The organism is Bradyrhizobium elkanii WSM2783, assembly GCF_000472865.1.
Lineage (GTDB): Bacteria > Pseudomonadota > Alphaproteobacteria > Rhizobiales > Xanthobacteraceae > Bradyrhizobium > Bradyrhizobium elkanii_A.
The window spans coordinates 1-23,475 of sequence record NZ_AXAP01000092.1 but is presented as its reverse complement, the minus strand read 5'-3'; the positions used below and the strand labels follow the sequence as shown (position 1 = coordinate 23,475).

Here is a 23,475-nt window from a genome sequence, read left to right as displayed (position 1 = left end):
GCTATTCGAAATAGCGGCAGGTCAAATATCTACCATCGAAGATATCGGCGCCCGCTCAAATATCCGGAGATGACGAGTATGGTGCCCGCAAGGGGATACCAGGTGACAACAAAGAGGTGGCTGTCGTCGAAGCAATTCGTTGCATAGAAGGTCGCGGCGATACCACTTGCAGCCAATCCGGCTAGAGCACCGCTAAGTCCGGCATTGGTCGGCGCCCCTTGCCTCAAGGCAACGATGATCATCACAAGTGGTCCTGCGCCAAGCAGCGGAATGATGGTCATGCAATTGAGCGAATTCGACCCAATCAGCCTAACCATCCATTGAGAGGCAGGAACGGCCATCAATTCCGCGAGCACCCCGAAAGCAAGAATGATTGCCGGGACCGGGAGCAATCTTCCCCACCATCCGAAGTCGGACCCAGGCGTGGCCCTTCGAAGAGTCGCACCAACTGCGAAAACGGCCAGAGGCACAACAACAGCAAATTTGAACAGAAAGCGGACCGTTCCCAGGGCGGAGACGATATCCTGACGAAATCCAATCGCCGAGAAGCATATCAAGGTGACCAGAAGCGTACCCGATAGCAACGATACGTTCAGATGCCGATCGACCCGAGGCTCGACGTGGCGATCTGCCACCAGGCCTCTTATCAGCTCTTCCGTTGTCATCGCAGGATATTCCGCTAGTTCTCTAGTGAGCGCGTCACGTCGTCTTGCGTCTGCTCGTGTGAAGCCCTCCGCTTCTCTTTGTTTTTCGTTTCGTTCAAGCCTTTTGTTACAAGGACGCGATACTAGGTGATACTCGTGTTGGGTTTCGCGATCGCGAAGGGAACCAATTCGGAAGCCGCCGATTCCACTCGAGGTTAGGGACCGCCAGCCGCCGAGATACAGCAACAGGATTTCGTAGCCGACGGGCCGGCGTATTATACCGATGGGTTGGTAGGACAACGACCTTTGTTCCGAGCGGCACCCGGGAATAGAGATCGATGACGTCCTGGTTCATCATGCGGATGCACCCAGACGATACAGCTTTGCCGATACTGTCAGGCTCCGTGGTTCCGTGAATGCGATAACGCGTGTCCTTCCCGTCCTTGAACAGGTACAGCGCTTGGGCGCCGAGTGGATTGCCGATACCACCGTCCATGCCACGCGCCCATTTCGCATAGCGCTTTGGCTCGCGAGCTATCATGGTGCTGGTGGGAGTCCAATGCGGCCATTCTTGCTTCTTTCGCACCGTTCCTGTGCCAGCGAATGCAAGCCCCTCGCGACCAACGCCGACGCCGTAACGGATAGCGTGGCTCGTCCTTTTGAACGAGATAGAGGAAGCGATCATGCGGATCAACGACGATGGTGCCGGCTGGGTGTGCTGAGCGATAAGTAACGGTCTGCTTAAGGAATCGCCGATTGATCTGCGATGTATCGATCGCATCGACGGGAAATTTCTCCGATTAGAGCGCCGCGTAGTGAGCCATGGTGTTCGATGCCGCAGGAGCAAGAGATGCCGTGGCGACCCGTCCTCCAGTCACAGAGCAGCCAACGAGAACAGTCGCCAATGCACAGGCAGACAGGATAAGCCGCAGACAGCGGCCAAAGTAGCAACTCAGCATGAATTCGGGGCCCCAGACGAACGGCGAAGTTACTTGGCCTTCTGACGCGCGCGCGCATCGGCCACGACCTGTACAAAGCCCTGCTCGTTGAGGGCTTGGTTGACTTTGAAAGTGCCCACCAAAAAGCCCGGCGTTCCCTGCAAACCGATCGCCTCCGCAATATTCAGGTTTCGCTTAATCAGACGAGCTATGCCATCGGCGTGTGCTGTCATATCCAAGTCAAGCTGGGCCGCGTCGATGCCGGCGTTGTGCGTTGCCTCAATCATTTTCTCCTGGGCAACGCCATATCCCGGGATGTCCATCAGGGCGTGGTGGACCGGCAGGTATTTGCCCTGATATTTCGCCGCTAGAGCCAAGCGCGCCCCAATGATGGACGTCGGGTGGAGGATCGGCCAATCCTTATAGACTAATCGGATATTGCCATCGTTCTTGACGACCTTCTCGAGGCTCTTTGCTGCCGCCTTGCAATATGGGCAATTGTAGTCGAAAAAGTCCACGATGGTGAGGTCGCCGTTCGGATTCCCACCAGTCGGCGCTTCCGGGTCGTTCAGGATCATGTCGCGCGTGATCTCATTGTCATCCGCGAACGCCACGCTTGGCATGATGAGAACGGCGGCTGAGAGAGCGCCCAGTCGCAGAAACTGCGCGCGCGATATCGTGTTGATCAAGGCAAGTCTCCTTCAGGGGCTGTGATCAGGCTCGAAGAGCCTTGGCCAATTTGCTGAGAAAGCCGGAAACGCCGATATCTCCCACGATGCGAGCTTCCTGAATCTCTGCGCCATCGGAGCCAAGGAAGACAATCGTCGGTGGTCCGACGACCGCGAAGCGCTTCATCAGGTTCTTGCTATCCTGATCGAAATGCGTGAGATCGGCGCGGACAAGCAATAGTTCACGAAATTCTTGCCGTACGACATCCTGTGAAAAGACGTTCCGCTCCATCAGCTTGCATTCGGTGCACCATTCGGCGGAGAAGTCCACCATGACCACCCGGCCCTGCTTGCGTCCAAGATCAATCGCGCTCTGGAGTTCGGCCTCATTCGTGACGACGCGAAACCCGTCGGCCCGACCGGTCGCATTGGCGGGGGACGTCACTAGTCCGACCGCAGCCAACGGTTGGAGCGGCTCGTATGTCCCTGTACCTGCTCCGGCCGCCAGCGCCCCGCCATAAGCGACGCTTAAGGCACCGATCGCCGCAGCAGCGAGGTGAGAAAACCGCCGCGAGCCCGCAAAGATGAACGTTGCGACGAAATAGCCTCCCACCGCGAGAAACAATGCTCCCCACGCCGCTGCTACGAGCCGAACCGGCATCATGCGCGAGAGCATCCAGATGGCGAGTGCAATGAACACAAAGCCGAAGATATGCTTCACGCGTGCGAGCCAGGGCCCTGAGCGCGGAAGCACCCTGGCACCGAGCACGCCAAAGGTGACGAGAGGAAGGCCCATGCCGAGGCCCAGCGCAAACAGCGCCAAGGAGCCTCGCGCCACTTCGCCCGTTTGCGCCACGTAGACCAACGCGGCCGCGAGCGGCGGCGTCACACAGGGCCCCACAATCAAGGCCGAACCGAAGCCAAGCGCCGCGGCCCCGCCGATCGATCCCTTGTTGCCCGCCGTGGCCGCAAGCCTGGACGTCCACGATTGTGGCAATTGAAGCTCGTAGAGGCCAAACATGGAAAGCGAGAGAGCCACGAACACCAGGCTCATCGCGACGATGGCTGTGGGCGTCTGCAAGGCAGCCTGAAGATTCTCGCCCGACCATGCCGCGAAGACCCCAAGCGTGCCATAGGACGCTGCCATCGCGAGGACATAAGCCGCCGAGAGGACGAAACTGCGTGCCAGCGAAAGCTCATCGCCGGCGCGCGCCAGCATGCCCGACATAATGGGGATCATGGGAAACACGCACGGTGTCAACGAGAGCAAAATGCCGAAGCCGAGGAAAGCAAATAACGTCGAGATTAAACCGTTGCCAAACAGAGTCGCTGACTCGGCTTCAATTCCGTTCGTCGCTGCGGCAGACAGTACGGCGACGGCAGGCTGGCTCTGGTCTGAGGCCTGCTGAGGTGAAGTAGCCGTGCCTCCTACCTCCGGAGCATCGCTGACCAGCAAGGTCATCAGGTCAACGGCCTTGGAGATAGGCGGGTAACAGATCGTGTCCTCCGCACAGCCCTGATAAGTCACGATCAGACTGCCTTTAGAGGGCAGCAATTCAGCTGCAACGGTAGCCATCGTGGACAGGTGGTAGACCTCGGTCGGACCAAAATTGGGGGCATCCTTGGGCTCGCCGGGCTGGGTCTCGATCCGAACTCGATGGCCGTCGACGGAGGCGGTGATACGGTCCCGGTAAAGGTAATGCCCCGGCGCGATCAACCAGCCGACCTGTACGCCGCCTTTGTCGGTTGATTGCGCCTGGAACCGAAAGGCCTGATCGGCGGGCGTGACTCCGGCGGCCCCAGCAGGCATCCCCCCAGCGATAAAGGCCAAGAACAGCGTAACAAATCCGAGAGTGCGGACGTATGGCATGGAACCCCTTCTGTTGCGACAGGGGGCCGAAGTGACGTTGCTACCTTAAGGCAGCCTTAAGGTTCGCCTCCGACAGCAAGTTCATGATAAGGAGCTGCTTCAATGCGCATTCTGGTCGTCGAGGACGATGTCGTTCTTGCGGACGGTCTGAAAGTTGGTCTCGGGCTCTATGGAGCCACACTGGACGTCGTCGCGAGCTGCGCGGACGGACAGGCCGCGCTCGCGGTTGACCCGTTCGATGCGGTCGTACTGGACGTCATGCTTCCTGATGGATCGGGGCTGGATCTGCTAGCTTCGTTGCGCGCCAAGGGCGATCGGATTCCGGTTCTCTTGCTGACCGCCCTCGACGAGGTGTCGGATCGAATCAAGGGATTGGACGTAGGCGCCGACGACTACCTTGGCAAACCTTTTGATTTGGCCGAGCTTGCAGCACGCGTCCGCGCAATCAGCCGCCGGCAGGAGGGACGCGCGTCGTCTTGCATGTCGTACAACGGAGTGACGCTCGATCTCGCACGTTTGACCGCAACCATTGACGGCACCACCATCAGCCTGTCGCGTCGCGAGTTTGCAATCCTTTCCGCCCTCATGGATCGCCCGGGCGTCGTTCTTTCCAAAAACAATCTGGAAGCGCGCCTCTATGGCTGGCAGGAAGAGATCGAGAGCAACACCGTGGAGGTTCACGTGCACAAGCTGCGCACGAAGATTGGACGCGCCAAGATCGAGACCCTGCGTGGCATCGGATATCGGATGAGGCCAATCGCATCATGATCTCGCTCAAACGCAGGCTGTTTTCTATTCTGGTCGTCGCAACCGGTCTTATCTGGCTCGCTGCCACAGGCTGGATTTACGTCGGTACGACGAGGGAAGTCGAGAACGTTCTCGACTCCCGCCTTCAGGAGGCCGCACGGATGGTCCTGTCGCTCGCAGCAAGCAACGGCGTCAGCTCGTTCCAAAAGGACGCCGACTCCGGTCACGTTGCGGAATCCCTGAATTACGAGCACCAGCTCAACTGCCAGATATGGTCTCTTGATGGCCGCTTGGTGGCGCGGTCCAGCGGCGCGCCGAGCGAGAGCCTCAGCGATAGCCGAACGGGGTTCTCCGAGCGCACCATCAATGGCGAAACGTGGCGGGTCTTCACGGCGGAAGATCCGACAAAGAACGTTCGGGTTCTGGTCGGCGACCGCCTGGGTTTGCGGGAAGGGTTCGTCACCGACATCATGAAGGGACTGGTAGCTCCAATGTTCCTGACGATCCCCCTTCTGGCTCTCCTGATCTGGGCGAGTCTCAATCGCGGCTTTCGGCCGTTGCAGATACTTGCCAAAGATCTCAAGCGCCGCAATGCCGACGATATGACCCCGGTAGCGGCTGGAAATATACCGATCGAAATTCAGCCGATGGTCTCTTCTTTGAATAATCTCTTCGGAAGAGTAAGGGACGCACTGCGTCACGAGAGGGACATCACGGCCTTCGCAGCCCACGAGCTCCGCACGCCGCTTGCCGGCCTTCGAACCCAAGCCCAGATTGCGATGACCACGCCTGACGAGAGCGCGCGGAACGCAGCACTTCGTCAAATGGTGTTCTCGGTCGACCGCACGAGCCGGCTCGTGCGACAGTTACTGACCATCGCCAGGCTCGACTCCGGACGTGAGGCGGCGATGAAGTCGGTGCATGTGGGCGTTGTCGTGCAGGAGGTCCTCGATACGCTCTCCCCATCCGACAGGGGAGTGGATGTCACCATCGATCCGGTATTGAGGAATACGTTCGTCACCACGAACCGGGAGGCCCTGGTCCTTGCCGTTCGGAATCTGCATGAGAACGCGGTCCGCCATATGCCGCAAGGCGGGACAATTCGCTGGTCTTCCCAGGTCACCGATGGTGGCGTAACTGTCTTTGTTGAAGATACTGGTCCTGGCATTCCCGAAGACGAACTCAAGCTGGTCGCCGAGCGTTTCTTCCGAGGCCGCAACAAGAGCCCTCTCGGGAGTGGGTTGGGCCTGTCCATTGTCACCCTGGCACTAAAGACGGGCGGTGCCCGGCTGAGCCTACGTAACCGGATTGACACATCAGGACTGCGAGCTGAGATGATATGGGACATTCGCCCACGGCAGGATTCAACCAACGCGCACGACGGATCGATCCCCGCGTATCGGCGAAGGGCAAAGTCCGGTCTCTTGCCGGCATAGCCGATGGTGCCGTAAACGTCGTTCGTGAATGAAGCAACGGACGGGATGACAGACCTTACCCAAAGCGACCCAGTCCCCGCGATCACCGAACAAGCGGCAACAGGAGCTGCTGCAGAGATCTTTGCCGATATCCGCAGTACGCTGAACGTGGAGGTCGTGAACCTAGTCTGGCGTCATCTCGCGACAATGCCGGGAGCCCTCGAATGGGTGTGGGGCTCATTGAAGCCGCTGTATCTGGGCTCTGCCATCACTCATGCCGAATACGTTCGCAAGAATTTAGCGCTGCCTCATACCCCTCCTCTTTCGCACGACGCGCTTTCAGCAGCCGGGATCGATGCTGTTGCCCTCTCTTCCATCCGAGTAATCCTGGACAGCTATCAGCACACGAACGCGTTGGCGCTCGTCTGCTTTTCCGCCTTTCTCGCCCGATTTGATCGGGCCGCGCCAACCCGCGCGGTTGTACCTCCAGTCGGCGATGAGAGCTCTTACGTTCCGCCGAACCGAGTGGTGCTACCGCGGCTTATACCCATCGCCGAAATGCCATCGCCGCTCGCCAGGCTCGTCCATGAACTTAACGGTTTCGGTGAGGATTCCGATCCGGCTCTGGTCGCCAGCATGTATCGTCACCTTGCCCATTGGCCCGCTTATCTTGCCCTGATAAGGACGTTTCTTGTTCCGCTTCACGAGTCGGGCAAACTGAGTTCCCTCGTTGGCGCAACCCGCCACCTCGGAGACGAATTCGGAGCGCTAATTGCAGGCGAGATTTCGACGACCGCACTGCGCCTGGAGATCGAGCCGATCCTCAACGCGGTCCGGCGTTTTGTGCGTCACCCGATCGCCCGGATGACAGGCGTTTGCGCTCTCATTCGTCACGCGACGCCACGTTGAAGCTCGTCTCTTGCTAGCAATACGCCCGGCTGCGGGATCTTACCCGTGGCGAAGCCCCGATCCATCAGGAACGTGGATGCCACCAGCGCGGCGATGGGCTGGCAAGCTCGCACCACCGCAATTCTTGGCAAAACGTCATGATTTTTCCTTCCGGGTCCGGGCCCGGTGAGATCATAGAGCAAATGAGCCGCCCGCAAACGCGTACCTGCATTTGTAAGCGAGTCGACTTGAGCATCGAGATCAGTCCGCTATCCGACGACTCCGCGAAGCTACGCCAGGAGCTAACCATCGGAGCAACCAATTGTCCGCTGCGAAGGGACCGGAACCTCCGAGAACAAGCGCAACAAGACAAGCCAAGTAAAGCAAATCCGTTTCATAGCCTGGTTGGCCAAACTGCGCTCCGTTAGGAGTTATCGCTTGAAGCTTTATCGATGAGAATCCGTATGGCAGATGGACAGTGAAGATAGCGACCAGCAACACGATAGCCATCGGAATGCTGACGATCGGAACAAGCGCCCCCAGCAGGATACAAAATCCTCCGACGATTTCCGTTACAATCGTTATCCAGGCAAACACGTGCGGAATGGGCAGGCCCATCGCATGCAGAATGCCCGTGAAATTATCGGCGCCGCGCAACAGCTTTGCAAAACCGTGCTCGGCAAATCCGTACCCGACGATGAGGCGCAACGGAAGCGGTGCCCAGCGGCCCACCGAGGAATAGAGCAACAGCTGGAATGCGGCGAGGTTTCGACCGATGCCGCTGGCAGGGCTTTTCGTGTTGTCATGGGACGTTCCTGAATTAATCATTGCTTCACTTCTCTTTTAGCGGTGACCACTCATAGATTGAAGAGAAGCAAGCCACCTTAAGCGAGCCTTAAGGACACTCGGCCGAGCGAGGGAGAAAATGGATCGCGCGATTCTAGCCGGCTCTAACGATGCGTCTAATCTGTAGCGTGGAGAAGGCCCATCGGCGCCCAGCGGTCCGGCCACATTTGAAGCCAGGTGGCACCGACCACATCTGGGTGACGATACGCGCACGAGGCATGGCAATCCGGAATCTTCTTAAGCCCGATTTAAGCTGAGAGAGGGAAACGCCGTACGCGGGCGCTGTTCCTGAACGGGAAACTAACACTCAAAGCAAGCGCAGCGCGTCACGAGGAAAGCCAAGCATCGTCGGCTTCAGTTTATGGAGAATTGGAATGAGGAAACTGCAACTTCTGTCGGCCGGCTTGGTCGTCGCAACCATGCTGGCAGCACCCGCTCTGGCCCGCGAGGCCCACGCAAAATCGCAGCATCGTGCGGAGAACGCCGTCAGCCCTGCGCCAGGAAGCCGTCACAACGAGCATTCGTGCATCCTGGCACCGCGGGTCGGTGCGTTCGCCACGCAGCCATGGGAAAACGGGCCTCCTTGCGAACCCAACCCGGGTTATTGATCCGCCGCCCTGCGGGCTGATCCGGCCAATTGTCACCAGCAACAAACTCCAAATTGGATGTCGGCCCTCCATGGCAACAGTGCAATCACGAGATGACAGACGTCGGGCTGCATCCAACATTCGCAGCCCGACTTCTCTCGTTCTACCCCGATCAGTTCCGCCCGTCCCATGATACTTGGGCCGACTCATAGAGTCAGCGGCGTGACGCGACGAAGGCCACGTTCCCTTACCTCGCACTCCAGTAAACGAGAGCGACTCATGTCAAGAAAGTGCCGGCGTTCAGTTGCGGCAGAACGTTCGGCGCGGCTCCATTGTCCGAGCGACAGCGCGATGCTCATTGCGGCTTCGCGTATTTCGTCGGCGAGCACGCGATCCTCGATCGAGCGAGCCAACACCATACCTCCAACGCAAGTCTTGCAATCGCGCGAGCGCGGGATCGTGCCATCTGTCCAATTACGCTGCATTGCCTGCTCAAAAATGTCGATCATGACCCTGAGGACGGTTTCAAATGCTTGCCGAACACGGTGCTCCTCGCGCAAAAAGTCGGTCGGAAAAGCGATCAGGGGGCAGGTTCCGTCGATATCCTCGAAATGCTCGCGCGAAAGATAGTCGCGGACGAACTGAGCCGCCGGTCAAAAGCACGCGAATCGGTGCTGACCCCGTCGCTGCTTAAAAGCTGCTTTTCATCTAAAAGTTGCGTGACCACTTCGGCATAAAGATCGCCTTTGCTCTCAAAGTAGCTATAGAAACTCCCCCGGGTAAGCCCGGCATCAGCCATACGTCGTCGATTGACACAGTATCGAACCCGCGGCGGTTGAAGAGTCGCCGTGCGCTCCGAGCAATTTTTTATTTGGTTAGTCGGCGGTGTTCGCCAGGATACGACATCGAACCTCTCTTGCGACAAGCTAGTGTTTAGTGATTAGTGACTCGCCTTTTCGGGGATGAGAGATTAGAAGAACCGCTTAGCCGCATCACCGCTTCTCGGTCTTTTTTCGTTTCGACCTGGGCACAACTCCTTTCTGACTTTAAATTTAATGAGGCGCGGGCCACGCAGAGTTGAACGACGGGACCCGCCAAGGTCAGTGGCGATTTTTGCAAAACGATTGTCGCCGGCCCCGCGCGGAGCAGTTCCGTTGAAAGGTTGCGCGCGTCATTGTGAACGTTACTGAATTGACAGGACTTTCACTCTTTAATGTACTGCGCGACATGGGGATGCGATCTCCTCACGAGGCGACATGCTCAAGAATCGCGTCCAATTTTCCAATGAGGGCGCGCGATGTCAGCCAAATCCATTCTGTCGCTGGATAGCTTCACTTCCATCCGGCTTCTCCGCCCAGGCCATGCGCAATACTCGACGTGTCGACGAGATTGCATATGGGTGGAAACATGCGCCGCGTTCCTCCGAAATGTCCCGCTCATCTTCATTCGCGCCGTCGAGCCGCGCTCGCATCCGGGCGCGGCAGGGCCGGCTAAGGCGTCGCGATGAACTTGGTGTCGTTTGCACTACGACGCCCGATCTCGCTTTTGACGGTGGTCATAGCCGTTGCATTGGCGGGTCTTCTTGCGGTCGATCGCATGTCTCGGGACATCTTTCCGGATCTCGGGGTGCCCGTCCTGTACGTGGCGCAGCCTTACGGCGGCTTGGACCCGGCGCAGATGGAAGGGTTCATCACCAACTATTACGAGTACCACCTCCTCTACATCACCGGCATCGAGCACGTCGAAAGCAAGTCGATCCAGGGCGTTGCGCTCATCAAGCTCCAATTCCATCCCGGCACCAACATGGCGCAGGCCACGGCAGAGACGGTCTCTTACGTCGACCGCGCCCGCGCCTTCATGCCCACTGGGACTGTGCCACCTTTCGTGGTGCGATTCGACGCTGGCAGCGTACCGGTCGGCGACCTCGTCTTCTCCAGCAAGACCAAAACGGTCGCCGAGCTTCAGGATGCAGCTCTCTTCAAGGTCCGCCCATTGTTTGCGATCTTGCCGGGTGTCTCGGCGCCGCCGCCCTTTGGCTCGAGCCAGCGCACCATCCTCGTTCGCGTAGATCCCGGGAAGCTACGTTCCTACAACATGTCGCCGGACGAGGTGGTGCGGGCGTTGGCCGCCGGCAACACGGTCAGCGCATCCGGCAACATCCGAATCGGGGATCGATGGCCAATGGTACCGGTCAACTCCGTCGTCGGCGACGCCAAGGGCCTGAACAACATTCCGATCCGCTCGCAGGGAACGCGGACGATCTTCATACGCGACGTCGGATCGGTCGAAGACGGCGCCGACATACAGACCGGCTACGCGCTGGTGGATGGACGCCGCACTGTCTACATTCCGGTGACCAAACGAGCGGACGCCTCGACACTCGCGGTCGTCAATGCCGTTAAAGCCAACCTGCCGCGCTTCCAGTCGGTACTGCCCGACGATGTCAAGGTCAGCTACCAGTTCGATCAGTCGCCCTATGTGACGCGCGCCATCCAGGGCCTGTTAATCGAAGGCGCTCTCGGCGCGGTGCTCACAGGCCTCATGGTGCTCCTGTTTCTGCGGGATTGGCGCAGTTCGCTCGTCGTGGTCTTGAACATTCCGCTCGCGATCCTCGCGTCGGTGACGGCGCTCTGGATATCGGGGCAGACGATCAATATCATGACTTTGGGCGGGTTGGCCTTGGCCGTCGGCATTCTGGTCGACGAGGCGACAGTCACCATCGAGAACATCCACACCAAACTTGCCGATGGCCGCAGTCTTGCCCGTGCCGCGAGCGAGGCGACCGCCGAGACGACCCTGCCTCGGTTCGTGGCCATGCTTTGCATTCTCGCGGTGTTCATTCCGGCTTTCTTCATGACCGGCGCCGCCCACAACCTGTTTGCACCGCTGGCCTTGGCGGTCGGCTTCTCGATAGTGGGGTCGTATTTGCTTTCCAGTACCTTTGTCCCGGTAGCATCGGTCTGGATGCTGCGCAATCCGAGCTCGCACCACAAGCTGCAAGAGACGTTTTTCGATCGGCTGCGGGCAAGGTACGATAGGTTCACACGCGCCGTTATGAAACGTCGACGCATCGTTGTGCTTTCCTATCTTGTCATCAGTGGCGCCATCATTGCCCTGGTTGGCAACTCTCTCGGCACCGAGATCTTTCCAATCGTGGATACCGGACAAGTCCAATTGCACCTACGGGCTCCGGCCGGAACGCGCATCGAGCGCACCGAACAGATCGCGTTGCAGACACTCGATGCGATCAAGCGTGAGGTCGGCCCGGATAACGTCGAAATCAGCCTCGGCTTCGTCGGAACTCAGCCGCCCAATTACCCCATCAATACCATCTACCTTTGGAGTTCCGGCCCCGAGGAAGCGGTACTGCAGGTGCAGCTCAAGCCCGGCGCCGGGATCGGGATCGAGGATTTGAAGGAGCGGCTGCGTCACAAATTGCCTCAAGAGTTGCCGAGTGTACGCTTTTCATTCGAACCGAGCGATATCGTCAGCCGGGTGATGAGCTTCGGTGCGCCGACTCCAATCGAGGTGGCGGCGAGCGGGCCGAACCTCGCCGATAGCCGTCAATACGCCGATAAGCTGAAAGCAAAATTGGCACGTGTGCCGGCGCTGCGAGACCTGGGATTCGAGCAGGAGCTAGATTATCCGACTGTAAAGGTCGCTGTGGACCGCGAGCGAGCCGGCGTTCTGGGGGTGACGACTGGTGACGTGGCGAATTCGCTCGTCGCCGGCACGTCATCCAGTCGTTATACCGCTCCAAATTATTGGGCCGATCCCAAGACAGGCATCGGTTATCAGGTGCAGGTCGAGATCCCAGAGCGGCAGATTACCTCGCTCGAGGACGTGAAGAACCTCCCGATCGTTCGTCGGTCGGACCAACAGATTGACTTGCGCAATGTGGCCGCCGTCGCCGACGGCACAGCACTCGGCGAATACGATCGCTACAACATGCAGCGCATGCTGACACTGAGCGCGAATGTCTCCGGCGAGGATCTGGGACGCGCGGCTGCCCAAGTGCGGCAGGCGATCAACGATGCGGGAAAGCCGCCCGTTGGGGTGAACGTGACCGTGCGCGGGCAGGTCGAGCCGATGATGGAGATGTTCGGAGGCCTTCGTCTCGGGCTCTTGATGGCGGTGGGCGTCATCCTTCTGCTGCTGACTGGCAATTTCCAATCGTTCCGTCTTTCGCTTGCGGTGGGATTGACAATTCCTGCCGTCATCGCCGGGGTCGCAATCATGCTTTGGCTCACCCGGACCACACTCAACATTCAATCTTTCATGGGCGCGATCATGGCGATCGGTGTCGCCGTGGCAAATGCCATCCTGCTTGTGACTTTCGCTGAGAGGAGCCGGGTCGAGGGCCGCGAACCACGGGAGGCAGCAATAGAAGGCGCACGGAGCCGTCTGCGTCCGATCCTGATGACCAGTTTCGCGATGCTCGCCGGGATGGTGCCGATGGCGCTGAGCCTGGGCGAAGGCGGAGAGCAAAGCGCGCCGCTTGGGCGGGCAGTGATCGGCGGTCTACTCGGCGCAACGTTCGCCACGCTCGTCATCCTGCCGGCGATCCTGGCCACGCTGCAATCGCAACATGCTCGCATTTCTGCCTCGCTCGATCCTGATGACCCGCATAGCCGCTATTTTGAGCCGGAGCGGCACCAAGCGGCGGGACGTGGGGTCGGGCACGCTGAATATCCTGCTCAGGCGGCGCAATAAGCCGACACCAAAAGGATTTTAGAGGTAAGCAGAATGAAATTCGCGAGAACGGGCGTAAAGATCTTGGTGGTGGTGTTCGGCTTCGGTGCGGTGTGTGTATTGGCCGAGCGGCATCTCGCGGCACTGTCACCGCCAATGAATCTCACCAAGGCGGATAGCCTTCCGCCTGTCGAGACTACGTATCCGCGCCGCGTCACCGTGGCCCAACGCCTCCAAACCAACGCCACCCTCGCAGCCTTTGAAGAAGCGGAACTCTTCGCCAAGGTCTCCGGATACTTATCCGATGTTCGCGTCGATATCGGCGATCACGTGAAGGCGGGTCAAGTGCTTGCGGTGATCGACGTCCCCGAAATGAAGCAGGAGCTTGCCGAAGCCGAAGCCCAGCTCGAATCCAACAAAAGTTCGCTGGAGAGCGCGCGCCGCCAAGTGGACCACGCCAATGCGAACCTGGCGCTTCAGACCGCCCTCGCAAAGGACCGGGAACAACTGGGTGAGGGACGAAATTTCATCAGCGACCGGACACTCGATCAGGTGCACGCCAACGCGGACATCGCCAGGGCGGATCTCGGAGTTGCGGAAGGAAACCGCGACCATGCAGCCAACGAAATCGACGTTGCCACCGCGACCGTGGAAAAGATCAAGGCGCTACTCGCCTATACGCAGATCGTGGCGCCTTTCGATGGCGTGGTGTCACGGCGCTTTGTGAACCGGGGCGATTTGGTCCAGGCCGCCGCCACGGCCACGCGGGCGACGCCGTCCGCGGGGTCACTTTTCACAGTGCAGCGGATCGACACGATCCGCGTGTTTTGCGACATTCCGGAGGACGATGTACCTCACCTTCACGTCGGCGATCCGGCAATCGTCAAGCCGGCTGGCTTCGACGGTAAGCCGTTCATTGGCAGGGTAACCCGCTTCTCCCTGCGTCTTGATCCCGAGACCCGCAACATGCGTACCGAGATCGACCTGCCCAACCCCGGGGAGCGGCTCTATCCGGGCACATATGCAGAGGTCTCGCTGGAAATGAACCAGCGCCCTGACGCGCTTACCGTACCCGCCGCTGCCGTAGGATCGGATGGCGAAGGCAACTTCGTATACGCCATCAATGACAATCGGATCACACGCATTGACGTCAAGATTGGGATCACCGACGAGGGGCGCACCGAGGTGACGGCGGGCCTGTCGGAGGAGACACTGGTGGTGGCAAGCACCAAGGGCGTGCCGCCACTGAGATCGGCGGTTCGGCCGCAAATGGCCCGCGAAAATTCCTCGCCTAGGACTTACGATGCCGAGTCCATTTTGCCGGCGACTTCGAGAGGCGATTGAGAAGGAGACTCCGAGTTTGCAGCCAGAAAAGGTACCATGATTCTGCAACACGCGGACTCTACTATTCGGAACAGTTCAACACGTGGAGACTCTTGATGACCTTGAATACCGAACGTCGAAATTTCGTCGCGGGCATGGGGGCGGCCGCCGCATCGACCGCTGTGCTTGCAGGTACGCAAGCACTAGCTCAAGGCAACCAGCAGACTGGAGGCAAGGCGACGCCTTATCAAGCGAAGCCGATGCCATTCGATCCGAAATCTATCACCGGCATCTCGGAAAAGGTTCTCGTCAGCCATTACGAAAACAACTACGTAGGTGCAGTGAAGCGCCTCAACGCAATCGGCACGCAGCTGGCTGAACTTGACTTTGCCAAGGCGGCAAACTTCGTAATCAACGGGCTGAAGCGCGAGGAATTGATCGCCTCAAATTCCATGATCCTGCACGAGATCTATTTCGACGGGCTCGGTGGCGCCTCGAAGCCGAGCGGCGCGCTCGCAGACGCTATCGCGCGCGATTTTGGCAGCATCGAACGCTGGCGTGCCGAATTCGCTGCGGTGGGCAAGGCGGAAGGCGGCGGCTCGGGCTGGGTCATCCTTTCATATTCGCCCCGGGACAAACGCCTCGTGAACCAGTGGGCCGCTGACCATACGACAACGCTTGCCGGTGGTCGTCCGGTCTTGGTGCTCGATATGTACGAGCACGCCTACCACATGGACTACGGCGCGGCAGCTGCGCGTTATGTCGACATCTACATGGAGGCGATTCGCTGGGACAACGCCATAAAGCTTTACGAGCAATATAGCCGAGAGGCGTAGATCAGGAGGTGCCCGTGGAGGACTAAAAGCAACCGTTATACCCGAACTATGAACAGCGCACTGGCGAGAGGTGCACCGTCGCATTTTGCAGCAATGCGGAGCGCGTAAGTGCGGACTTTGCTCTCGCGCTCAAGCTGATGGAGACGCAGGCTGACTCGCTGATGGTGAATCCGGAACCCGATTCGCAGATGCAATGACCCCGCTCCATTGCTATCCTTCGCGAAGCGGCCCAAGCCGCTTTCCTCCAAGACGCCACCGCGAGCTGGCGGATTGCGCCCAGGACGAGTTTGTTCTGGCTGCCATCGCTCAAAATCTGAGGCGCCTCGCGTCGTTCGTTGCGCGACCACCGCCCGCTCATGCCACGTGCATTGCGTAGCGTAGGAGTTGCGTTGAGAGCGTCGGGGTCGGCGGATCAAAGCCGGTCGGCCTTGCCGAATGGCTGAAAGACATCCGTCGGTACAGCCGACTTTCGCAACAACATCGACCGCAAGCTGACGTCCCGAACAACATGGGGTGTGCAACGCAGGCGATCAGGTCAGAGCCTCAACAAGATGGGTACGCGAGGGCGACGGAGTGAATCGGTCTCCGAAATATTGAGTTTCGTGAGCTACACGCCCGTTGCGGAACTCCATGATACTGACGGAGTAAGACGGTATGCCGTCATAAGTCAGGACGAACTCGGTAACCCAGAGGTCGCCGCCCCCGAGGATTCGCCGCACTGCAAAGCACTTTTTGTTTGGCTGCAGGAACCGGCTTTCCTGGATGTTGCGCCGGCCGCGGATGCGTTCGTCCGATTGCGGATAATCGAGCACCGCATCTTCGCAATAGATTTCATGCTCTGTCTCGAACTCGCCCGCGTCCGAAGCATCCCAATGACGACGCAGGGCAGACAGCTTCTCGCGATCATCCATTCTAGCCTCCATTTGGCGCTCCCATTTCACTGAGCGCGATAATGCGGGACAAAAGCATACCATTTCGGGCCCCGAGTTGTCTGAAGAGATACGGCCGCCTCGCTTCGGTCAGAAGCGACTTCCGCCAGAGCCTTGCAGGTCAGCTAAGGGGTCATTCGCGTCGGTTTGGCCGCGTACCGACGACTTCCGCTCTACGCCCAATAGCGGAACTCACTGATTGTCTCATCACGGGAGCTCGTCAAGCAGCGCCTTCGCGTCCTTCAGGTCGCACGTGTCGAAGCCTTCGGCGAACCAGCCGTAGAGCGGGGCGAGAAGATCGCGAGCATCCTGAATCGGATTCCGTTTTTTCCAGAGCCGAGCAAGACTGATGGCAGCTCGGAGTTCAAAGGATTTTGCCTGTTGCTGACGGGCCAAGTGCATTGCTTGCAAGAAGCACTCCTCGCACATGTTCGCAGGCTCACCTATTGACAGACCTATCTCTCCCTCCGTTCTATGTAGCTCCGCTGCCCAGAAATATTCTTCGGTCGCTGTCACGTGATCTTTTGAGTCGCGCAAAGCCCGCAAGCTTGCTTCCCTATTGCCCATCCTTGCGTACATTACCGCTAGTAAGCAATAATAATGCGAGAGATGATATTCGGTCCCGATCTTCCGCAGCTTGGCTATTCCCTCGCCACACAGCATGGTTCCCCGTTCAAGTTGACCACTCTGAGCCAGCGCCCAGCTTGCCAAGACGGTTGCATGCGCGTTCCAGGTTGGCAGTTGATATCGCTGCGAGAGCTCGATGGCCTTTTCGACGAAATTGTTGAGGCTATCAAGGTCACCAATCAACTCGCTCAATTGGGCCCCGGCAAAGAAATAAGCAAATGCACTGCTGTTCGCGTGATTCAGTCTTGGTGCTAAACTGAAGACTTCATCACGAACTGCTAATGCTTGCTCTGGGTATCCCAAAATCCAAAGCGCCAAGGCAAAAAATGAGCCGCCCGAAACACCCGGATCGACTACGTACTGGGAAGCCAGGGCGCGATCTCGCTCTGGATCATGGAGTGGAAGAATCGGCTCAAGATGCGCTTTGGCGTCCGCAAATCTTCCGAGCTGGAGCAGTGCACTGCCCATTGCGCGGTGCGCTACTAGTAGCGCAACCCGATCCCCCCTGTTTTTGGCCACCGACCAACAGCGATTGGCCAGTCCCAGTCCATCCAAGGTCTTCCCGCGGTTGATGCAATAGATGGCCTGTCCAAACAGAACCGGCAGAAGGTGCTCTGGGTCGCCCAATTTCTCACATAACTCAGCCGCCCTCGCACGGGCAGTCGCCACCTCTGGGCTGGCCCAGCCGTGCGCGGCTACCAAAGGCGTTCCTAGAGCGACCTGGAATTCGAGCTCGCTCTGATCCCGCTCAATCGAGTCGGGCAATTTTAGCAGCAAAGCCAAACCACGGTTGAGGTGTCGCAATGCCTCAGCGTTCGCGGAGCGTTCCGCGGCACGTCGGCCGGCTTTCAACCAGTACGAAATGCCGGGCTCTACTTGTCCGGCTTCCGTGAAGTGATGAGCTACAAGCTCCGGCTCTGCTTCCGCACGTTCGGGAAATTGATGCTCCAAAACGTGAGCAACTTGGCTATGCAATGTTGAGCGCTTGCTGCGTAGCAAGCTACTGTACGCCGCGTCTTGAACCAGAGCATGCTTAAACAGGAAAGTTGGTCGCGAAGTTGTTCCACGACGGAGTATCAGTCCAGAATGGAGAAGCCGTTCCAGGGCCCCTTGAAGTGCCTCATCTCTGTCTCCTGAAACAGCAGCCAGAAGCTCATATGAGAACTCCCGCCCAACAACCGCTCCGATCTGGGCAACCTCCTTGGCGGCACCGAGCCGGTCAAGCCGCGCCATCAGGGACGCATGCAGGCTCGCGGGCACCGCGAGGACCGGTAACGGAGCTGCGACAACGGTCCGCTGCTCTGCGTCCTCGCCTCCGGCCTCCAGAACCGCCTTGGTCATCTCCTCCACGAACAGGGGAACGCCGTCGGTGCGCTCGATGATGTCCTGCCGAATGCTTTCCGGCAGCAGCTTGCTGGCGACGATGTGGTCGATCATGGCGCTGGCTTCGCACTCTGCCAGTCGATTAATGATGAGAGCCGTTACGTACGGCTGAGCGAACCACGACGGCTCAAATTCCGGCCGGAACGTCACAAGCAGCAGAACGCGAAGGGTGCGAATTCGGTCCACGACCCGACCGAGCACTTCCAAGCTCGTCGGGTCGGCCCAGTGAGCATCCTCGAAGATCATCAGCACCGGACTTTGGCGTGTCAGCGCCTCCAGCTGTGAAACGAGAGCCTCCAGAGTTCTCTCACGACGCTGCTGCGGAGCCAGCTCGAGCGCGGGATAGCGGCCATCATTTGGTAGCGACAGCATCGCGGCAAAGAGTGCGGCATCCACGATCGACGTTGAGGTCTGCGCGAGCACCGCATCGAGCTTGTCGAGCCGGCTTGCGGGTTTGTCGTCGCGCGCTAGTCCGGCGGCATGCGCCATCTGTCCGATGATCGGATAAAGCGCGCTGTCGGTATGCTGCGCAGAGCAGAAGTAGCGCATGCGCGTGTGCGGCTCGCCAGCGAGGCGTTCCAGCAGCGCCGCGGTGAGTCGCGATTTGCCGATGCCGGCCTCGCCGGATAGCAACACCACCTGACCTTTTCCGGTTTTCGCTCTATTCCACCGTCGCAAAAGCAGCTCAAGCTCTTCTTCTCGTCCGACCAGTGCAGTCAGGCCGCCAGGATGCATCGCTTCGAAGCGGCTCGCGACAGGACTTGCCTGCAGCGCTGCGAAAGCTCTCACCGGCCTTGCAATTCCCTTAAGGTCCTTTGGCCCGAGGTCCCGTAGCTCAAAGAGATTGCCGAGGAGCCTGCGCGTGCTCTCAGCAATGACGACCGTGTTTGGCTCGGCAACGGCCTGAAGGCGTGCCGCGAGGTTGGGCGTCTCGCCGACAATACCGCGCTCCTGCACTTCGCCGGACCCAACCAAATCGCCGACGACAACCAGTCCCGTGGCAGCCCCAACCCGCACCTGCAGCGGCTCAGGGGTCGGGAGGGTACCAACCGCATCGATCAGCGCGACGCCGGCCCGAACTGCACGCTCGGCGTCATCCTCATGGGCTGCCGGATAACCGAAATAGATGAGAACGCCATCGCCCATGTATTTGGCGACGAAGCCCCCGAAACGGCACACAGTATCGGCGACACGCGTCTGATAGACCGAAATGACCTCGCGCAAGTCCTCAGGGTCCATACGTGCTGAGAGCGCGGTCGAACCGACAAGATCGGCGAACATCACGGTGACTTGGCGGCGCTCAGCGGTGTCGGTGGGGACTTTGTCGGTTCTCAGAGGAGCGTTGGATAGAGGCGTTGGTGCGCTCGCTTCAGCGCGCAAGCCACTGATGGCGTCGAGCAGCTTACGGCGATGCCCGACGAATGCGACACCAAGGTCCTTTAAATCCTCCGCCGTCAAGCTCGGCAGGACCGTGTCGTCGATCTTATTCTCTCGGAATGCCGCCTCATACTGTTCGAGGCCAAGCCTCCGCAGCCAACCTTCGACGTCCATGATGGCGCCCCAGTTCGCTTGGCGCCGCATGATTCCTCACGGAAGGCAGCCTGTCTAGGGTACCGTGTCCTTGAAATGACCGCTACGGCGCCAGTAGGCGACATCGTGGCGACGCGCTGAGGAGGCCGACACTGGGGTGGCCTCAATCGTCATCCTGCTGAGGGCAAGGCGGGTCCGAGTATTTGGGGCCTAAAACCCCGGCATGAGAATCAAATAGGTACCAAGCCGGACCTAAACTTTTTAGGGCGGTCGGAACGGAATCTATCTGAGGCGGTTTAGCGCGAATGATGCGTCGCTTCAGAGGAGCTGAGCATGAAGAAAAGCATTCTTGTTGGTCTTGCTATCCTCACAGTCTCCACTTCTGCCGCTTCGGCATGGACTCATCAAAGCTACCGGAATAACCACCGGCCTCACTATGGTTCCGCCTACGGCGCGACCAGGGCCGCCCAACGCGAAGCCATGAACAACCGCGCTTACAACGCTTACAACAACGGCTATTATGGCCCGGGTTATGCGCGTTCAGGCTTCTGGCCGGCCGATGCAGCCGGCGCGGCGATTGGAACGGCCGGAGCCATCGCCGCTGGCGCAGTCAATACCGCAGGCGCGATTGCAACGGCACCATTCCGGCCGGCTAATTCCTACGGCTATTACCCCGCTAATTCCTACGCCATGGCTCCGGGCGGTGTGAGCAGCAAGGACCATGCGCAGTATATGAAAAATCTGCACGACTCCGGGTATGATCGGAAGAACGACTTCAACGCGAACGGGACCGTAAAGACGCAATAGCGCCAAGTCTCGTCGAACACCGAAACTAGCGATCGCCAAGAATAAAAAAGCCCGGAGGCGGAAAGCCTCCGGGTAGTGGGCTTTGCGTGCGCAAAGCCTCTGCCGATGCTGCGCCTTGTCATAGGCGCGACTGTCAACCCCGGCGTCGAGAAACGGCAACAGGCTCAAAGCATCGGCAGCTATCGGTGACCGCAGAAGCAACTGGCTCCCGTATTCTCGGCTGGTACGTAGCACTTCAAGCAATCGATGTCTCTTGTGGGTCACAGGCGGCGGTGGAGGCGAGCACTGACCGGCGTCCGGTCCGCCACTGACAGCCGACATGATAACGGTTTAAGCGTTGTTCTGTTTGGGGCCAGCAAGGTACATCGCAGTCTGAGATAAAAGCCGCACCACCGGGGAAGACGGAAGATCGCTTAGGCACAATCCTCATGGATGCCAATCAGCCACAGAAAGCACCATGTGCCACACAAGCTGATCAAGAGCGGAGCCCATATCCCGAAATTTCGATCGAGTGTTAGTAAACGCCGCCCAGCAGAAACCGCTATGCGTTCGTACAGCGATGGTTTGAGTTCCATCCAATAGACCAGGATGCCACCAATTGTTTCGCGCATTAACAAAGAAACCTTTGGCATAGTTAGGATTTGCAGCGGAAGCGATGGTCATTGTACGGATGGTGCTGTCGTTAAGCAGCTGGTCGGCATCTTTGAATCCGTTGATATGGACGAAGAACGCCGTCAAATCGCTTGGTGTCGCGATCCAACCGCCGTGAGAATCCATCCGGGTGACGTTCATTCCATACGGATCGCCCGGAGTCTGATTATAGTATTTGACCTCATTGGCCGCTCGATCCTCCAACGTATTTCCGGCGATCTGCATGTCAATTATGCCGCATCGCTTTAGAAGATTGTCTTTGATGTACCGCTCGTACGTCTGACCAGTAAGCTTTTCAATCACGCGTCCAAGGATGCAATAGCCGAAATTAGAGTATGCAAAGGACTTTCCTACAGGATCATTTAGAGTGATGTGTTTTAAAGTCCAAGCTATGAGTTCCCGATGATTCATTTCCTTATTCAAGAACATCGGATCGCTAACGTTGTTTCCCCAACCGCCGGTAGTGTGAGTCAGCAGATGCTCAATTGTAATTTGCTCGATAATGGAGCGATTAGGCGGGGTCGGATAATCATCTCCGAGAATAGAATCTGGTCCAAAAATGTGACTATCAAGCTTTAGCTTTCCCGCTTCGATCAGTGTGAAAATCCCGGTCGACGTAATCGGCTTAGCTACACTTGCAATTCTAAATCGGTGTTGCGGCGTTAATGCTTCCCCGGTTTCTCGATCGGCAACACCGAACGCTTCGACAAAGACAGGTTTTCCCTTGATTGAGATCGCAACTGAAAGACCTGGAACATCATAAGTGTCCATAAAATTAGCCGCCAACCGAGCCAATCTATTGCGCTCAGCCGAGGTCGGTGGTGAGGCGAGTTCTTGAGGAAGAGCCGGCGATGATCTCTCGACTAGTCCTACAGCGCAAAGCAAAGAACCCTGAAGCAACCTTCTGCGTGAAACGAACATGCGGCCCCCACCACTGCAAAGCGATAAGCTAGAGTATCGCACGTTTTGCTATTTTGCCACCTGTACTGAAAACGAAGTCAGCTAATGGGATGGTCCGGCCGTGCTCCGGCCCTGCCAGCACGAGAAGCTGGCAAGGGGCGCTCAAGACAAGGAGCACGCCATGTCTCAGAAACTCAACGCAGCGATCGCCGTGATCGGCGTCGATATAGGCAAGAATTCGTTCCACATTGTGGGTCATGATCACCGTGGTGCCATCCTGCTGCGGCAGAAGTGGTCACGCGGCCAGGTGGAAACGCGGCTCGCCAATCTGCCGCCGTGCCGGATCGGTATGGAAGCCTGCGTCGGCGCGCATCATCTCAGCCGCAAGCTCCAAATGCTTGGCCACGACGCCCGCCTGATGCCGGCGAAATACGTGCGCCCCTATTCGAAGGGGCAGAAGAATGACTTCCGAGATGCGGAAGCCATCGCCGAGGCTGTCCAGCGCCCGACCATGAAGTTCGTCGCGACCAAGACCGCCGATCAGCTCGACCTTCAGGCGCTGCACCGCGTCCGCGATCGATTGGTCGGTCAGCGTACCGGCGCCATCAATCAGATCCGTGCGTTCCTGCTGGAGCGGGGCATCGCCGTGCGGCAAGGCCTGCATTCCCTGCGGTTCGAGTTGCCGGGTATCCTGGCAACTCGCACCGATGTGCTCTCGCCTCGCATGTTGCGCATCATCGAGGGTCTGGCGGAAGATTGGCGCCGGCTGGATGAGCGTATCGAGGGTCTATCTAGCGAGATCGAAACCCTAGCCCGGCAAGATCAGGCCTGCCAGCGACTGATGACGGTGCCTGGCATCGGCCCGATCATCTCGAGCGCAATGGTGGCCGCGATCGGCACTGGAGACGTNTTCTCGAAAGGCCGCGACTTCGGCGCCTGGCTTGGACTGGTGCCGAAGCAGATATCGACCGGCGACCGCACGATCCTCGGCAAGATATCAAGGCGCGGCAATCGCTACCTGCGCGCGCTGTTCGTGCAAGCCGCGTGGGTTGTGCTGGTCAAGGTCAAGTGTTGGGAGCGCTATGGCCTCNANTCCTGGATCGAAGCCGCCAAGAANCGATTGCACCACAACGTGCTGGCGATTGCGCTCGCCAACAAGCTCGCCCGGATCGCCTGGGCGGTCCTCAACAAGGG

Annotated in this window: 16 protein-coding genes and 1 pseudogene; 9 read left to right on the top strand and 8 right to left on the bottom strand. The window is 58.7% G+C overall.

What is annotated here, in order from left to right; all coding sequences use genetic code 11:
• Positions 1-29: 29 nt before the first annotated feature.
• The 4 genes and pseudogenes from YY7_RS0141760 to dsbD all read right to left on the bottom strand — a co-directional run bounded on the left by YY7_RS0141760 (position 30) and on the right by dsbD (position 4,120).
• Positions 30-665, bottom strand: a complete 636-nt coding sequence (locus tag YY7_RS0141760; protein WP_028168346.1) for an NrsF family protein — start codon at positions 663-665, stop codon at positions 30-32.
• A 271-nt stretch (positions 666-936) separates the two neighbouring features.
• A pseudogene (locus tag YY7_RS59210) lies at positions 937-1,603 on the bottom strand (L,D-transpeptidase); the annotation flags it as partial.
• Positions 1,604-1,632: 29 nt separating this feature from the next.
• Positions 1,633-2,205: a DsbA family protein gene (locus YY7_RS0141755; protein ID WP_080664084.1), complete on the bottom strand. Its 573-nt coding sequence runs from the start codon at positions 2,203-2,205 to the stop codon at positions 1,633-1,635.
• Between the two features lie 91 nt (positions 2,206-2,296).
• Entirely contained in the window at positions 2,297-4,120 is a 1,824-nt protein-coding gene (dsbD, locus tag YY7_RS0141750; RefSeq protein ID WP_035692373.1) for a protein-disulfide reductase DsbD, read from the bottom strand.
• A 102-nt stretch (positions 4,121-4,222) separates the two neighbouring features.
• Between dsbD and YY7_RS0141745 the strand changes: the two genes are divergently transcribed.
• Genes YY7_RS0141745 through YY7_RS57135 form a run of 3 tightly spaced genes read left to right on the top strand, consistent with a single transcriptional unit; the run spans position 4,223 to position 7,191 of the window.
• Positions 4,223-4,888 (top strand): response regulator, encoded by a 666-nt coding sequence (locus tag YY7_RS0141745; RefSeq protein WP_028168343.1) that lies wholly within the window; start codon positions 4,223-4,225, stop codon positions 4,886-4,888.
• Positions 4,885-6,303: an ATP-binding protein gene (locus YY7_RS54605; protein ID WP_063623444.1), complete on the top strand. Its 1,419-nt coding sequence runs from the start codon at positions 4,885-4,887 to the stop codon at positions 6,301-6,303. The genes YY7_RS0141745 and YY7_RS54605 overlap by 4 nt, the downstream gene beginning before the upstream one ends.
• A gap of 45 nt (positions 6,304-6,348) precedes the next feature.
• Positions 6,349-7,191, top strand: a complete 843-nt coding sequence (locus YY7_RS57135) for a hypothetical protein (protein WP_051397208.1) — start codon at positions 6,349-6,351, stop codon at positions 7,189-7,191.
• Between the two features lie 240 nt (positions 7,192-7,431).
• On the opposite strand, the gene YY7_RS54595 is transcribed toward YY7_RS57135, so the two are convergent.
• Complete coding sequence (locus YY7_RS54595) at positions 7,432-7,998, bottom strand: DoxX family protein (protein WP_080664081.1); 567 nt, start codon at positions 7,996-7,998, stop codon at positions 7,432-7,434.
• A gap of 937 nt (positions 7,999-8,935) precedes the next feature.
• Between YY7_RS54595 and YY7_RS63930 the strand changes: the two genes are divergently transcribed.
• From YY7_RS63930 to YY7_RS0141705, 4 genes are all read left to right on the top strand, one after another.
• Positions 8,936-9,340, top strand: coding sequence for a hypothetical protein (locus YY7_RS63930; protein WP_245287601.1), 405 nt, complete (start codon positions 8,936-8,938; stop codon positions 9,338-9,340).
• 766 nt (positions 9,341-10,106) lie between these two features.
• Positions 10,107-13,316, top strand: a complete 3,210-nt coding sequence (locus tag YY7_RS54590; protein WP_051397207.1) for an efflux RND transporter permease subunit — start codon at positions 10,107-10,109, stop codon at positions 13,314-13,316.
• 66 nt (positions 13,317-13,382) lie between these two features.
• Positions 13,383-14,639: an efflux RND transporter periplasmic adaptor subunit gene (locus YY7_RS0141710; RefSeq protein WP_245287605.1), complete on the top strand. Its 1,257-nt coding sequence runs from the start codon at positions 13,383-13,385 to the stop codon at positions 14,637-14,639.
• A 239-nt stretch (positions 14,640-14,878) separates the two neighbouring features.
• Positions 14,879-15,454: a superoxide dismutase gene (locus tag YY7_RS0141705; RefSeq protein WP_028168339.1), complete on the top strand. Its 576-nt coding sequence runs from the start codon at positions 14,879-14,881 to the stop codon at positions 15,452-15,454.
• 530 nt (positions 15,455-15,984) lie between these two features.
• Here YY7_RS0141705 and YY7_RS0141700 read toward each other — a convergent pair.
• Positions 15,985-16,365 (bottom strand): nuclear transport factor 2 family protein, encoded by a 381-nt coding sequence (locus YY7_RS0141700; protein ID WP_028168338.1) that lies wholly within the window; start codon positions 16,363-16,365, stop codon positions 15,985-15,987.
• A 225-nt stretch (positions 16,366-16,590) separates the two neighbouring features.
• Positions 16,591-19,944, bottom strand: a complete 3,354-nt coding sequence (locus YY7_RS0141695) for an adenylate/guanylate cyclase domain-containing protein (RefSeq protein ID WP_028168337.1) — start codon at positions 19,942-19,944, stop codon at positions 16,591-16,593.
• 312 nt (positions 19,945-20,256) lie between these two features.
• On the opposite strand from YY7_RS0141695, the gene YY7_RS57130 reads away from it, so the two are divergent.
• Positions 20,257-20,730 (top strand): hypothetical protein, encoded by a 474-nt coding sequence (locus YY7_RS57130; protein WP_155255544.1) that lies wholly within the window; start codon positions 20,257-20,259, stop codon positions 20,728-20,730.
• A gap of 426 nt (positions 20,731-21,156) precedes the next feature.
• Here the strand turns inward: YY7_RS57130 and YY7_RS0141685 are convergent, their stop codons facing one another.
• Positions 21,157-22,302 carry a serine hydrolase domain-containing protein gene (locus tag YY7_RS0141685; protein WP_028168336.1) on the bottom strand — a complete coding sequence of 382 codons (1,146 nt, stop codon included), beginning with the start codon at positions 22,300-22,302 and terminating at the stop codon, positions 21,157-21,159.
• 160 nt (positions 22,303-22,462) lie between these two features.
• Here YY7_RS0141685 and YY7_RS0141680 point away from each other — a divergent pair.
• Positions 22,463-23,475, top strand: a 1,013-nt coding sequence (locus tag YY7_RS0141680) for an IS110 family transposase (RefSeq protein ID WP_028168335.1), incomplete at its 3' end; no start/stop codon positions are given.

Excerpts from the sequence above, each read along its gene's own strand:
- YY7_RS0141760 (WP_028168346.1), bottom strand. The coding sequence starts at position 665 with ATGACAACGGAAGAGCTGATAAGAGGCCTGGTGGCAGATCGCCACGTC.
- YY7_RS0141755 (WP_080664084.1), bottom strand. The coding sequence starts at position 2,205 with ATGCCAAGCGTGGCGTTCGCGGATGACAATGAGATCACGCGCGACATG.
- dsbD (WP_035692373.1), bottom strand. The coding sequence starts at position 4,120 with ATGCCATACGTCCGCACTCTCGGATTTGTTACGCTGTTCTTGGCCTTT.
- YY7_RS0141745 (WP_028168343.1), top strand. The coding sequence starts at position 4,223 with ATGCGCATTCTGGTCGTCGAGGACGATGTCGTTCTTGCGGACGGTCTG.
- YY7_RS54605 (WP_063623444.1), top strand. The coding sequence starts at position 4,885 with ATGATCTCGCTCAAACGCAGGCTGTTTTCTATTCTGGTCGTCGCAACC.
- YY7_RS57135 (WP_051397208.1), top strand. The coding sequence starts at position 6,349 with ATGACAGACCTTACCCAAAGCGACCCAGTCCCCGCGATCACCGAACAA.
- YY7_RS54595 (WP_080664081.1), bottom strand. The coding sequence starts at position 7,998 with ATGATTAATTCAGGAACGTCCCATGACAACACGAAAAGCCCTGCCAGC.
- YY7_RS54590 (WP_051397207.1), top strand. The coding sequence starts at position 10,107 with ATGAACTTGGTGTCGTTTGCACTACGACGCCCGATCTCGCTTTTGACG.
- YY7_RS0141705 (WP_028168339.1), top strand. The coding sequence starts at position 14,879 with ATGCCATTCGATCCGAAATCTATCACCGGCATCTCGGAAAAGGTTCTC.
- YY7_RS0141700 (WP_028168338.1), bottom strand. The coding sequence starts at position 16,365 with ATGGATGATCGCGAGAAGCTGTCTGCCCTGCGTCGTCATTGGGATGCT.
- YY7_RS0141695 (WP_028168337.1), bottom strand. The coding sequence starts at position 19,944 with ATGGACGTCGAAGGTTGGCTGCGGAGGCTTGGCCTCGAACAGTATGAG.
- YY7_RS57130 (WP_155255544.1), top strand. The coding sequence starts at position 20,257 with ATGAAGAAAAGCATTCTTGTTGGTCTTGCTATCCTCACAGTCTCCACT.
- YY7_RS0141685 (WP_028168336.1), bottom strand. The coding sequence starts at position 22,302 with ATGTTCGTTTCACGCAGAAGGTTGCTTCAGGGTTCTTTGCTTTGCGCT.